The 12,610-nt window shown below is 69.7% G+C and carries 11 protein-coding genes; 3 read left to right on the top strand and 8 right to left on the bottom strand.

Annotated features, from left to right (window positions below):
* Positions 1-237: 237 nt before the first annotated feature.
* From AB0I16_RS24810 to AB0I16_RS24780, 7 genes are all read right to left on the bottom strand, one after another.
* Positions 238-1,644 (bottom strand): 8-oxoguanine deaminase, encoded by a 1,407-nt coding sequence (locus AB0I16_RS24810; protein WP_363251728.1) that lies wholly within the window; start codon positions 1,642-1,644, stop codon positions 238-240.
* A gap of 49 nt (positions 1,645-1,693) precedes the next feature.
* Positions 1,694-3,124 (bottom strand): nucleobase:cation symporter-2 family protein, encoded by a 1,431-nt coding sequence (locus AB0I16_RS24805; RefSeq protein WP_363251727.1) that lies wholly within the window; start codon positions 3,122-3,124, stop codon positions 1,694-1,696.
* 64 nt (positions 3,125-3,188) lie between these two features.
* Positions 3,189-4,121 (bottom strand): factor-independent urate hydroxylase, encoded by a 933-nt coding sequence (gene pucL / locus AB0I16_RS24800; RefSeq protein ID WP_363251726.1) that lies wholly within the window; start codon positions 4,119-4,121, stop codon positions 3,189-3,191.
* A gap of 5 nt (positions 4,122-4,126) precedes the next feature.
* Positions 4,127-4,534 carry a hydroxyisourate hydrolase gene (gene uraH, locus AB0I16_RS24795; RefSeq protein ID WP_363251725.1) on the bottom strand — a complete coding sequence of 136 codons (408 nt, stop codon included), beginning with the start codon at positions 4,532-4,534 and terminating at the stop codon, positions 4,127-4,129.
* A 25-nt stretch (positions 4,535-4,559) separates the two neighbouring features.
* Positions 4,560-5,066: a 2-oxo-4-hydroxy-4-carboxy-5-ureidoimidazoline decarboxylase gene (gene uraD / locus AB0I16_RS24790; protein ID WP_363251724.1), complete on the bottom strand. Its 507-nt coding sequence runs from the start codon at positions 5,064-5,066 to the stop codon at positions 4,560-4,562.
* Positions 5,067-5,278: 212 nt separating this feature from the next.
* Positions 5,279-5,656 (bottom strand): helix-turn-helix domain-containing protein, encoded by a 378-nt coding sequence (locus AB0I16_RS24785; RefSeq protein WP_363251723.1) that lies wholly within the window; start codon positions 5,654-5,656, stop codon positions 5,279-5,281.
* Complete coding sequence (locus tag AB0I16_RS24780) at positions 5,653-5,931, bottom strand: hypothetical protein (RefSeq protein WP_076683880.1); 279 nt, start codon at positions 5,929-5,931, stop codon at positions 5,653-5,655. Before AB0I16_RS24780 ends, AB0I16_RS24785 begins: the two co-directional genes overlap by 4 nt.
* 125 nt (positions 5,932-6,056) lie before the next feature.
* On the opposite strand from AB0I16_RS24780, the gene AB0I16_RS24775 reads away from it, so the two are divergent.
* From AB0I16_RS24775 to AB0I16_RS24765, 3 genes are all read left to right on the top strand, one after another.
* On the top strand, positions 6,057-6,881 hold the full coding sequence (locus tag AB0I16_RS24775) for a TIM barrel protein (RefSeq protein WP_363251722.1): 825 nt from the start codon (positions 6,057-6,059) through the stop codon (positions 6,879-6,881).
* A 45-nt stretch (positions 6,882-6,926) separates the two neighbouring features.
* A complete protein-coding gene (locus tag AB0I16_RS24770; RefSeq protein WP_363251721.1) occupies positions 6,927-7,817 on the top strand; it encodes a 2-hydroxy-3-oxopropionate reductase in 891 nt (296 codons plus the stop codon).
* Between the two features lie 247 nt (positions 7,818-8,064).
* Positions 8,065-9,522 carry a catalase gene (locus tag AB0I16_RS24765; protein WP_363251720.1) on the top strand — a complete coding sequence of 486 codons (1,458 nt, stop codon included), beginning with the start codon at positions 8,065-8,067 and terminating at the stop codon, positions 9,520-9,522.
* Positions 9,523-10,596: 1,074 nt separating this feature from the next.
* Here AB0I16_RS24765 and gcl read toward each other — a convergent pair.
* Positions 10,597-12,384, bottom strand: coding sequence for a glyoxylate carboligase (gcl, locus tag AB0I16_RS24760; RefSeq protein ID WP_363251770.1), 1,788 nt, complete (start codon positions 12,382-12,384; stop codon positions 10,597-10,599).
* Positions 12,385-12,610 lie beyond the last annotated feature (226 nt).

The raw sequence follows: 12,610 nt of genomic DNA, 5'->3' as shown, positions 1-12,610 counted from the left end.
TCCGGTTGTTTTCCAGTACCGGCTGGGCGCCGGCACTTTTCGCTTCTGGGAGGTGGGGGAGGGTGGTGCGTGGTGCAAGGACTTGCTCGGTATGCGGTGGTGGAAATGCGCCCAGGTAGTGCTGACCGCCCCGGGAACGTGAAGCGTTGGGCCACGTTCCCGGGGCGGCACTTGAGCAGCCCGCTCGGCTGCTCAAGTCCGGCCGGGGGCCGTCCCCCCCGACCGGAGTTCCAGGTGTCAGCTCCCGGCGGCGATCCGCGCCAGGCGCTGGGCCTCGTCCCGCGTGGAGCGGGCGATGGCGTCCTCGTCGGCGTGGAGCAGGCGGCCGTTCTCGACGACCGGCCTGCCGTTGACGAGGGAGAGGGTGACCGGGGCCGCCGCGCCGAAGACGACCGCGGTCACCGGGTCGGCGATCGAGGCGTGCCCGATGCCGTCGATCTTCCAGAGCACGAGGTCGGCGAGCTTGCCGGCCTCCAGGGAGCCGATCTGCCCGGCCCGGCCGAGGACCCGCGCGCCGCCGTGGGTGCCGAGGCGCAGGGCCTGGCGGGCGTCGAGCGCGGCCTCCCTGTGCGCGCCGAGGCGGTTGATCAGCAGGGCGTTGCGCAGTTCGGTGTGAAGTTCGCCGGACTCGTTGGAGGCGGTGCCGTCGACGCCGAGGCCAACCGGGACGCCCGCCCTCAGCATGTCGGGGACGCGGGCTATGCCGGCGGCCAGGCGCGCGTTGGAGGAGGGGCAGTGGGCCACTCCCGTACCGGTGCGGGCGAAGGCGGCTATGTCGGAGTCGTTCATGTGGACGCAGTGCGCCATCCACACGTCGTCGCCGAGCCAGCCGGTCGACTCGAAGTAGTCGGTCGGGCCCATGCCGAACAGCTCGTGGCAGAACCTCTCCTCCTCGACCGTCTCACTGCCGTGGGTGTGCAGCCGGACGCCGAGGCGGCGCGCCAGTTCGGCGCCCTCGCGCATGAGGGCGGTGGAGACGGAGAACGGCGAGCAGGGGGCCACCGCCACCTGCGTCATCGCGTCGAAGGAGGAGTCGTGGTGCTTCTTCACCGTCTCCTCGGTCGCGGCGAGCGCGTCCTCCAGGCTCTCCACCGCGAAGTCCGGCGGCAGTCCGCCGTCCTTCTCGCCGCGGTCCATGGAGCCGCGGGCCAGGGTGAACCGGACGCCCATCTCGGAGGCGGCACGGATGATCGACCCGGAGATGTCGCCGGAGCCCCGCGGGAAGACGTAGTGGTGGTCCGCGGCGGTGGTGACACCGCCGCGGGCCATCATGGCCAGGGAGCCCTGCGCGGCGGTGTAGGTCATCTGCTCGTCGATGCGGGCCCACGTCGGGTACAGCGCGGTCAGCCAGTCGAACAGGTTGTGGTCGGTGGCCAGGCCCCGGGTTATCCACTGGTAGAAGTGGTGGTGGGTGTTGACCAGGCCGGGGGTGACCAGGTGGCCGGTGGCGTCCACGCGGCGTACGACGTTCTCCAGGCCCTCGGGGGCCCTGCCCGCGCCGACCGACTCGATCCGCTGGTCCGCGACGACCACGTACCCCGAGGCGTACTCGGTGTCGTCGGCGTCGACGGTCGCGATGGCGGCGTTCTCGATGACGGTGCGCCGGGCGGCGCCTGCGGTTCCGTTGGGTGCCGATGCTGCCATGGTGCTTCCTTCTCTACTGATGGCGATGCGAGGTGGGCACGGCATGACCCTAGGAAGATTTGAGTGCCGCGGCCGATGAGCCGCGGGTGCCGAGATGGTGGAAGAACAGGTTGAGCGAGACGGCGACCAGGGCGCCGGCGCTGATGCCGGAGCCGAGGACGGTCTGCGCCCAGGCGGGGAACTCCGCGTAGAAGGTGGGCGCGGCGAGCGGGATGATGCCCGCTCCGAGCGACACGGCCACCAGGATGATGTTGGAGCTGTCGTCGAGACCCGCCTCGGAGAGCGTACGGATGCCGCTGACCGCGATGGAGCCGAAGAGGACGATGCCCGCGCCGCCGAGGACCGGCATGGGGACCACGTTGACGACGGCGCCGAGCACCGGGAAGGCGCCGAGGACGATGAGCGCGCCGCCGGCGACCGCGACGACGTAGCGGCTGCGGACGCGGGTCAGCGAGACGACGCCGACGTTCTGCGCGAAGGCCGAGGTCGGGAAGCCGCCGAAGACGGGTCCCACCAGGGTGGCGATGCCGTCGGTGCGCAGGCCCCGGGTGATGGTCCTGCCGTCCGTCTTGCGCTCGCAGATCTCACCGAGGGCGAGCATCCCCGCGGCGGACTCGGTCATGAGGACCAGCATCACGATGCAGAGCGAGAGGATCGCGGCGGGCTGGAAGGTGGGCGCGCCGGAGGCGAACGGCGTGGGCAGCGCGGCGAGCGGCGCGGACTGCACGGAGGTGAAGTCGGCCATGCCGAAGGGGATGGCGGCCAGTGTGCCGATGAACATGCCCGCCAGCAGGGCGACTTGCTTGAGGAAGCCGCGGCCGAAGCGCTGGAACAGCAGGATCACGACGAGCGTGAAGGCGGCGAGCGCGAGGTACCTCATGTCGCCGAAGGACGGGTCGGTGTCGTCGCCGCCCTGCGCCCACTTCACGGGCACGGGCATCAGCGTGACGCCGATGAGGGTGATCACGACCCCGGTGACCAGCGGCGGGAAGAAGCGGAGCAGCTTGCCGAAGAAGGGGCCGACGGCCAGACAGAAGAGGCCGGCGACCATCACCGCGCCGTAGATGGCGGGGAGTTGCTCGCCCTTGGCGTTGGTCTCGGCGATGGCGAGGATGGGGGCGATGCCCGCCGACGACGCGGCGTTCACGAACGGCAGGCGGTTGCCGACGAATCTTTTGACGCCGAGGGTCTGCAGGATGGTGGCGAGACCGGCGATCAGCAGTCCGGCGGCTATCAGCCGGGTCTGGGCGACGGTGTCCAGGCCACAGGCCTGGCCGATGATCAGCGGAGGGGTGACCACTCCCGCGTACATGGCGGCGATGTGCTGGAGTGCGGCGGGGACGAGCCGCGAGGGGTGGAGCTTCTCGTCCACCGGGTGACAGTCGACGGCTGACGCGTCCTTCGTCAGCTCCGTTCCCGCTGTCGTCTCCGATGGGGTGGAACACGGGCCTTCTGCCGGCCCCGTTGCAGGCTGTGCCATTGCTGTTCCCTCCGGTGTGGCGCGCCCCCGCCCGCTGTGCCGGGGCGGGGGCGCGCGTCCCGCGTCAGAGGTTGGTCATGTCGACCGGGATCTTCGGCTCGACGCCGTCCCGCAGGATGGTGGCCTCGATGAGGCCGTAGGGGCGGTCGGCGGCGTAGTAGACGGCTCCGTCCTTGGCCTCGTTGTCGAGGCCGAAGGGCGAGAGGTCCTGACGGAAGTGGTGCTTGTTGGGCGCGGAGAAGCGGATCTCGTCGATCTCGCTGCGGTTGTTGATCACCCGCGAGCCCATCTGGTACAGCGTCTGCTGGAGGGAGAGCGAGTAGGTCTCCACGAAGGCGTGCAGGATGTGCTTCTTGGCCTGCTCGTAACTCCGCTCCCAGCTCGGCATGCGCTGCTCGTCGCTGGTCCAGTTGTGCCGCCACCAGGTGGAGAGGGAGGTGGCGAGGATGCGGTCGTAGTCCTCCTTCAGGGTCGTGTACTTGTCCTTGATGAAGCCCCAGAACTCGGAGTTCGTGGAGTTCATCACGGTCAGGTCCTTCAGACCCGAGAGGACCTCGAAGTTCTGGCCGTCATAGGTGATCTGGGCGAGGCGCGTCTCCTGGCCCTTGCGGACGAAGGAGTGGTTGACCTCGTCGGCGCCTATGAACTTGGCGTTGCTGTCGGAGCCGCCGATGCGCTCCCAGGCGTACTCCTCGATCCGGATGCGCGCGCGGTGGATGGAGGGCTGGCTGTCCACGAAGTGCCGGGCGAGGTGGATGCCGTACTGCTCGGCGGAGTCGATGCCGTACTCCTTGGCGAACGCGAAGCAGGTGTTCTTCGTCGTGTCCGTCGGCAGGCAGTTGGCGTTCGAGCCGTTGTAGTGGACGTCGTCCAGGTCGCCGGAGAGGGCGACGGAGACGTTCAGGTCCTTGATGTGGTGGGTGTCGCCGTCCCGCGTGATCTTTACGACCCGGTTCTCAGCCTTGCCGTACTGGTTCTGTCCCAGAATGGTGGGCATGTCTGCTAGCTCCCTCGGTAAACGGAGTAGCCGAACGGGTTGAGCAGCAGCGGTACGTGGTAGTGCTCGCCCGGGGTCACGGCGAACGTGATCGCCACCTCCGGGAAGAACGCTCCGGTCGTGCCGCTGTCCCGATTCGCGGGGGCGTCCTGCTGCGCCTCGGCTTGCTTGTTCTGCTTGGTCAGGAAGTACGCCTCGGTCTCGAAGTCGAGGCGTACGTGCGAGGTGCCTTCCGGCAGGGCCGGCAGGTCCTTGCAGCGCCCGTCCGCGTCGGTCGCGCTGCCGCCGAGCGCCTGCCACTCCGCGCCCGCGCCGCTGCGGGCGGACAGGGAGATGGCGACGCCCTCGGCGGGGCGTCCGACGCTGGTGTCCAGGATGTGCGTGGACACCGAGGCGGTCGTTTCCGTGCTCATGCGTCGTTTCCTTCTTCTACGAGTGCTACGAGGCTTCCACGAGGCGGGCCAGGCGGATGCGGTTGATCTTGCCCAGTTCACCGCGGACGATCTCGCGCTCCGCCCCCGCCTCGTTCTCGATCCGGGTCCTGAGCCGGCCGAGCATGAACTCGGCGGTCGCCCCGGTCGCGCAGATGAGGAAGACGTGCCCGAACTTCTCCTGGTAGGCCAGGTTGAGTTCGAGCAGTTCGGCCTTGAGCTCCTCGGAGGCCCCGGCCATGCCGCGCTGTTCGCGGGCGGAGGTCGGGTCTCCCGGCTTCGGGCGGCCGATCGGCGGATGCCCCGCCATCGCCTCGGCGAGGTCGTCCGCGGTGAGCTCCGCCAGGGCGGCGTCGCTCGCGGCGAAGAGGGCTTCGGCGGTGGCGTAGGGGCGCTGGGCGAGCAGTCTGCTCCCCCAGGCCGAAGAGGCACAGACCTCGTGGAGGGCGGCGGTGGCCGCGGCCTCCGGCAAGGCATTGAACCGGGCGAGACCCGGTGTCGAACTCGAAGTCACGGGAGCCTCCGTGGCCTTGTGCTGGACGGGCTGCGGAACAGCTAAGACCGTCAAGAACACGGCGTCAACAGTTTGTTGAAATAACTTGAACAAAGAAGCCGCCACTCCGGGGAACGGGTGACGGCTCGGCCGCGTAGCGTGACCGCGCGGCGGGGACGGACGGGGTCCGGGCCCGGGGCGGAGGCGGGTCCGGCCCCCGGACAGGTGGGGATTTATTCGCCCTTCGCGGCGTTCTCCCTGTTCAGGTAGTTGTAGACGGTGAAGCGGGAGACACCGAGCGCGCCCGCGACCGTCTCGACACCGTGCCGCACGGCGAACGCGCCGCGCGCCTCCAGGATGCGGACGACCTCCTGCTTGGCCTTGCGGTCGAGGTCGGCCAGCGGCTTGCCCTGCTTGCGTTCGAGGGCGAGCAGGATGTGGTCGAGGGAGTCGGCGAGCTGCGGCAGCCGCACGGCCACCACGTCCTCGCCCTCCCAGGCCAGGACCACGTCGTCGGTCCCGGCCTCGTCCGGGGGCAGCATCGTGCCGCCCATGGCGTCCACCAGCGGCTTCACCGCGGTGACGAAGGGGTCGTCCCCGAAAACGGTCACTTATCCGCCTCCCCCGGCTCGCGCGGCTCCCCCGGCTCACCGATCACGTTGACCTGGAGCGAGACGCGGGTGGCACCCGCGCCCAGGGACTGGCGCAGCATCGCGTCGACGGCGGTCAGGACCGCGTCGACGTCGCCCTCGGCGGTGTTGCCGAACGGGCCCACGTCGACCGCGTCCAGCGGGGCCCCCTGGATCACGTCGCGGGCCACCAGCGCATGCGGCGGGGCCTCGTCGAGATCGAAGGGCTCGGTCGTGAACTCCACTCTCAATCGCACGTCGCCAACCTACTGCCGTCGGCCGAATTTTCGGCAGGGCCCTCTTGACAGCTTCGGCGGACGACAGGCACTCTTCCATCAAGCAGAAATGAACTTCCGCAATACGGAAGGAGCGCGGAAGCCCCATGGGATACTCCGACCAGCGCTTCAATGTGAACCTGTCGATCCTCTTCACCGAGCTCCCGCTCCTGGAGCGCCCCGCGGCCGCCGCGAAGGCCGGCTTCGGCGCGGTCGAGCTGTGGTGGCCCTGGGTCGACGCCCCCACCCCCGAGCAGTCCGAACTCGACGCCCTGAAGCAGGCGATCGAGGACGCGGGCGTCCAGCTGGTGGGCCTGAACTTCTACGCGGGGCAGCTGCCGGGACCCGACCGCGGCGCCCTCTCCGTCCCCGGCGAGGAGAGCGAGAAGTTCCGCGCCAACCTGCCGGTGGCCGCCGACTTCGCGAAGTCCCTCGGCTGCACCGCGCTCAACGCGCTGTACGGCAACCGCGTCGACGGCGTGGACCCGGCCGTCCAGGACGAACTCGCCCTGGAGAACCTGGTGCTCGCCGCCCGCGAGGCCGACCGCGTCGGCGCGATCCTGCTGATCGAGGCGCTGAACGCGCCGGAGTCGCCCAAGTGCCCGATCGTGAGCGCCCCCAAGGCGATCGAGATCGTGGACAAGGTGAACGCGGCGAGCGGGCTCGGCAACGCGAAGTTCCTCATGGACCTGTACCACCTGTCCATGAACGGCGAGGACCTGCCCTCGGTGATCGAGCGGTACGCCGCCAAGACCGGGCACGTGCAGATCGCGGACAACCCCGGCCGCGGCGCCCCCGGCACCGGTTCGCTCCCCCTGGAGGGCCTCCTCGACCAGCTCGGGGCGGCGGGCTACGAGGGATGGGTCGGCCTGGAGTACAAGGCCGGCGACCGCCCGAGCGCCGAGGCGTTCGACTGGCTGCCGAAGGTCTGAACCGCCCCCCAGTTCATCGCAGTTGCAGTGAGAAAGGCACCCTCAATGAGCAACCTTCCCAAGATCGCGTGGATCGGCCTCGGCATCATGGGCTCCCCCATGTCCGAGAACCTGATCAAGGCGGGTTACTCCGTCACCGGCTTCACCCTGGAGCAGGAGAAGCTGGACCGCCTGGCCGCGGCCGGCGGCACCGCCGCGAAGTCCATCGCCGACGCCGTCGGGGACGCCGACGTGATCGTCACGATGGTGCCCGCGTCGCCACAGGTCGAGGCCATCGCGTACGGCCCGGACGGCATCCTGGAGAACGCCAGGCCGGGCGCGCTGATCGTCGACATGTCGTCGATCACCCCGCAGACCTCCGTGGACCTCGCCAAGGCCGCCAAGGAGAAGGGCCTGCGCGTCCTGGACGCCCCGGTCTCCGGCGGCGAGGCGGGCGCCATCGAGGCCGTGCTCTCCATCATGGTCGGCGGCGAGCAGGCCGACTTCGACGAGGCCAAGCCGCTCCTCGAAGCCCTCGGCAAGACCATCGTGCTGTGCGGTCCGCACGGCTCGGGCCAGACCGTCAAGGCCGCCAACCAGCTCATCGTCGCCGTCAACATCCAGGCGTGCGCCGAGGCCGTGGTCTTCCTGGAGAAGTCCGGCGTGGACCTGAAGGCCGCGCTCGACGTGCTGAACGGCGGCCTCGCGGGCTCGACCGTCCTGACCCGCAAGAAGGACAACTTCCTGAACCGGGACTTCAAGCCCGGCTTCCGGATCGACCTGCACCACAAGGACATGGGCATCGTCACCGACGCCGCCCGCAACGTGGGCGCCGCGCTGCCGGTCGGCGGCGTCGTCGCCCAGCTCGTCGCCTCGCTGCGCGCCCAGGGCGACGGCGGCCTCGACCACTCCGCCCTGCTGCGCTCCGTCGAGCGCCTCTCGGGCGCCGAGCTCTAGTCACGGAGCCACCCCAGACTTCCGGGCCGTGGCGGCGCTGACACCTGTCCTGTCGCGCCCAGGCGTCGCCGCGGCCCGGAACCCTCTCCGCCCTCGCGGTGCGGCTCTCGCACCACCACTCGCACCACCACTCGCACCACCACCAAAAACTTCAACAAACTGTTGACGTAGCTGCTCAGGGCTCCATACGCTCCCGAACACCGTCACCAGTCGAAGCAGTTCCGTACGGAAGGTCAACCTCGCCACCATGTCGAAGCGTGTGCTCACGACCGAGTCCGGCGCCCCCGTCGCCGACAACCAGAACTCCGCCACCGCCGGCATTGGTGGCCCGATCCTCGTCCAGGACCAGCACCTCCTGGAGAAGCTCGCACGCTTCAACCGCGAGCGCATCCCGGAGCGCGTCGTGCACGCCCGCGGCTCCGGCGCGTACGGCTACTTCGAGGTGACCGACGACGTCACCGGCTTCACCCACGCCGACTTCCTGAGCGAGGTCGGCAAGCGCACCGAGGTCTTCACCCGCTTCTCCACCGTGGCGGACAGCCTCGGCGGCGCGGACGCGGTCCGTGACCCGCGCGGCTTCGCGGTGAAGTTCTACACCGAGGAGGGCAACTACGACCTCGTCGGCAACAACACCCCGGTGTTCTTCATCAAGGACCCGATCAAGTTCCCCGACTTCATCCACTCCCAGAAGCGCGACCCCTTCACGGGCCGTCAGGAGCCGGACAACGTCTGGGACTTCTGGGCGCACTCCCCCGAGGCCACGCACCAGGTGACCTGGCTGATGGGCGACCGCGGCATCCCCGCCTCGTACCGTCACATGAACGGCTACGGTTCGCACACCTACCAGTGGACGAACGCGCAGGGCGAGGCCTTCTTCGTCAAGTACCACTTCAAGACGAACCAGGGCATCCGCAGCCTCTCCGCCGAGCAGGGCGCCGAGCTCGCGGGCAAGGACGCCAACTCCCACCAGACGGACCTGCTCCAGGCCATCGAGCGGGGTGTGAACCCGTCCTGGACGCTGCACGTGCAGATCATGCCGGCGGCGGAGGCGGCCGAGTACCGCTTCAACCCGTTCGACGTCACCAAGGTGTGGCCGCACAAGGACTACCCGCTGCAGCGCGTGGGCCGGCTGGTCCTCGACCGCAACCCCGACAACGTGTTCGCGGAGGTGGAGCAGGCCGCCTTCTCCCCGAACAACTTCGTGCCCGGCATCGGTCCGTCCCCCGACAAGATGCTCCAGGGCCGCCTGTTCGCCTACGCGGACGCGCACCGCTACCGCCTGGGCGTCAACCACACCCAGCTCGCGGTGAACGCCCCCAGGGCGACGAAGGCCGACAACTACGGCCGTGACGGCCTGATGGCGTCCAACGCCTACGGCCGCGAGCGCAAGAACTACGAGCCCAACTCGTACGACGGCCCCGTCGAGACCGGCCAGGCCCTGTCCGCGCCGCTCGCCGTCAACGGCCACACCGGCACGCACGAGGCCCCCGCCCACACCAAGGACGACGACTTCTTCCAGGCCGGCGAGCTGTACCGCCTGATGTCCGAGGACGAGAAGTCGCGCCTGGTGGCGAACATCGCCGGCGGTCTGTCGCAGGTCTCCCGCGACGACGTCATCGAGAAGAACCTCGCCCACTTCCACGCCGCCGACGCCGACTACGGCAAGCGCGTCGAGGAGGCCGTCCGCGCCCTGCGCGAGGACTGAGGCACCACAGCTTCACCGGTGGGCCGACGGGAGGTCGGTCCGCCGGTGATGGGCCCGGCCCGCGCCACGACCCGGATGAGGGGTGGTCAGGTGGCGCGGACGGGCAGGCCGGTCCGCGGCGGCTCTGCGAGCCAGTGCGGTGGTGAAGGCCCGGTGGTCCCCCTCTCGACCTGAGGGAGGAGGACGCCGCGCCGTCGCATCCGCCGCGGTCCCTCGCCCCTGGGCGTCCAGCGGTTCCCCCGCTGCTCGTCCCCCGGGGCCCCGCATTCTCCGCCCGGCCGCGCGCATGCATGTTCCGCCAGTCGCGCGCTGTCGGGCGGGTACCAGCTCCACACTTCTCACGGCCTGAGCGCCGGGTACGGAACCTCGTACCCGGCGCTCTCCCACGTCCCACCCCCTACGCTCCCCCCCAGAGCTTGGGGTTGGGCTTGAGCTTGGGCTTGGGGCGCGGGTGGGGGGCCGGGGGCGCAGGTCAGGGGCGGGGGCGCAGGTCAGGGGTTGGGGCGCGGGTCAGGGGTTGGGGCGCAGGTCCAGGGGTTGGGGCGCGGGGTGAGGGGTCGGGGCGCAGGTCGGGGTTGGGGGCGCGGGGTCAGGGGTTGGGGGCGCGGGTGGAGTCTGGGGGCGCGGGGAACTGCGCACTGAGCCAAGAGGGGCGGCACGAACCAGGGCCACGCCTGCCGCAAAGGGGGCGCGAGGAACCGCGCACCGAGCCCAGAGGGGCAGTGCAAATCAGGGCCACGGCGGCTGAAGGGGGCGCGGGGAACCGCGCACCGAGCCAAGACGGGCAGCACAAACCAGGGCCACGGCGACTGAAGGGGGCGCGAGGAACCGCGCACCGAGCCAAGACGGGCAGCACAAACCAGGGCCACGGCGACTGAAGGGGGCGCGGGGAACCGCGCACCGAGCCAAGACGGGCAGCACGAGCCAGGGCCACGGCGGCTGAAGGGGGCGCCGGGGACTGCGCACTGAGCCGAGAGAGGCCCGCACAGACCAAGGCACCGCGGGGCAGCCGCAGGCATGAGGAAGGGGCGGTCCACCCCCCTCGGGTGGACCGCCCCGGCTTCGGCGGGTACGTCAGACCTTCAACGGCCGAATCGCGGTCGGCGCATGCGCCGGCTCCGTGGCGATCTCCTCGAACTCCTTCACCGCACTGATGTCCGCCGTAGGACTCATCGCGATGTTCGTGATCCGCTCAAGGATCGCCTCGACGACCACCGGCACCCGGTGCTCCATCGCCAGCTTCCGCGCCTGCTCGAACGCCGCGCCCAGCTCACCCGGCTCCGTCACGCGGATCGCCTTGCAGCCCAGGCCCTCGGCCACCTTGACGTGGTCGACGCCGTAGACACCGAGTTCCGGGCTGTTCTGGTTCTCAAACTCCAGGTTCACCTGGAAGTTGATGTCCAGGCCGATCTGGGCCTGGCGGATCAGCCCCAGGTAGGCGTTGTTGACCAGGACGTGCACGTACGGGATGCGGTGCTGCGCACCGACCGCCAGCTCCTCGATCATGAACTGGAAGTCGTAGTCACCGGAGAGCGCGACGACCGGCGTCTCGGGGTCCGCCTTCGCGACGCCGAGCGCGGCCGGGATGGTCCAGCCGAGCGGGCCCGCCTGGCCGCAGTTGATCCAGTGCCGCGGCTTGTAGACGTGCAGCATCTGGGCGCCGGCGATCTGCGAGAGGCCGATCGTGGTGACGTACCGCGTCTCGGGGCCGAAGGCCTTGTTCATCTCCTCGTACACGCGCTGCGGCTTCATCGGCACGTCGTCGAAGTGCGTACGCCGCTGGAGGGTCTCCTTGCGCCGCAGGTGGGAGGCGACCCACGCCGAGCGGTCGGGCAGCCTGCCGTCGGCCTTGAGCTCCTTCGCCACCTCGACGAACAGTTCGAGGGCCGCCTTCGCGTCGGACGCGATCCCGTAGTCGGGGGCGAAGATCTTGCCGATCTGCGTCGGCTCGATGTCGACGTGCACGAACTTACGGCCCTGCGTGTACACGTCCAGCTTGTAACCGGTGTGCCGGTTGGCCCAGCGGTTGCCGATGCCGAGGACGAAGTCCGACTCCAGGAACGTGGCGTTGCCGTAGCGGTGGCCGGTCTGCTGGCCGACCATGCCCGCGTTCAGGTCGTGGTCGTCGGGGATGGTGCCCCAGCCCATCAGGGTCGGCACGACCGGGGTGTTGGTCAGCTCGGCGAACTCGACCAGCAGGTCGGAGGCGTCGGCGTTGATGATGCCGCCGCCCGCGACGATCAGCGGCCGCTCCGACGCGAGGAGGAAGCCGATGGCCTTCTCGATCTGCGCGCGGGTCGCGGCCGGCTTGTAGACCGGCAGCGGCTCGTACGTCTCGGGGTCGAACTCGATCTCCGTCTGCTGGACGTCGATCGGCAGGTCGATGAGGACGGGGCCCGGACGGCCCGAGCGCATCAGGTGGAAGGCCTGCTGGAAGATGCCGGGGACCTGCGCGGCCTCCAGGACGGTGACGGCCATCTTGGTCACCGGCTTGGCGATCGTCGCGATGTCGACGGCCTGGAAGTCCTCCTTGTGGAGGAGGTGCGTGGGCGCCTGGCCGGTGATGCAGAGGATCGGGATGGAGTCGCCGATCGCGGAGTACAGGCCGGTGATCATGTCGGTGCCGGCCGGGCCCGACGTACCGATGCAGACGCCGATGTTGCCGGGGTTGGCGCGGGTGTACCCCTCGGCCATGTGCGAGGCGCCCTCGACGTGGCGGGCGAGGGTGTGGTCGATGCCACCGCCCTCCTTGAGCGCCTTGTAGAAGGGGTTGATCGCGGCGCCGGGGACACCGAACGCGTTGACGACGCCCTCGCGCTTGAGGATCTCAACTGCCGCGCGGACAGCGGTCATACGAGCCATGGGGTTCTCCTGCTTCGACAGCTTCGACAGCTTTTCTGCTGCCGGATACGGCTGGCGGATCCGGCTCCCGTCGCGCCCCGCGGTGAGCTTCTGTTTCCGCATTATGGAAAGAATGTTCTGCTATATGGAAGCAATGTAAGGGGGTGCGGTGAAGACCGTCAAGAGCGGCGCTCTCCGCCGGGAGGCGGCGGGAGGCATTGCCGCGACTTGCCCTCGCGTGGCGCCC

This window comes from Streptomyces sp. NPDC050703, assembly GCF_040654435.1.
In the GTDB taxonomy this organism is placed as follows: domain Bacteria; phylum Actinomycetota; class Actinomycetes; order Streptomycetales; family Streptomycetaceae; genus Streptomyces.
Note: the sequence above shows the minus strand (reverse complement) of the source record. Positions and strands in the feature narration are given on the sequence as shown.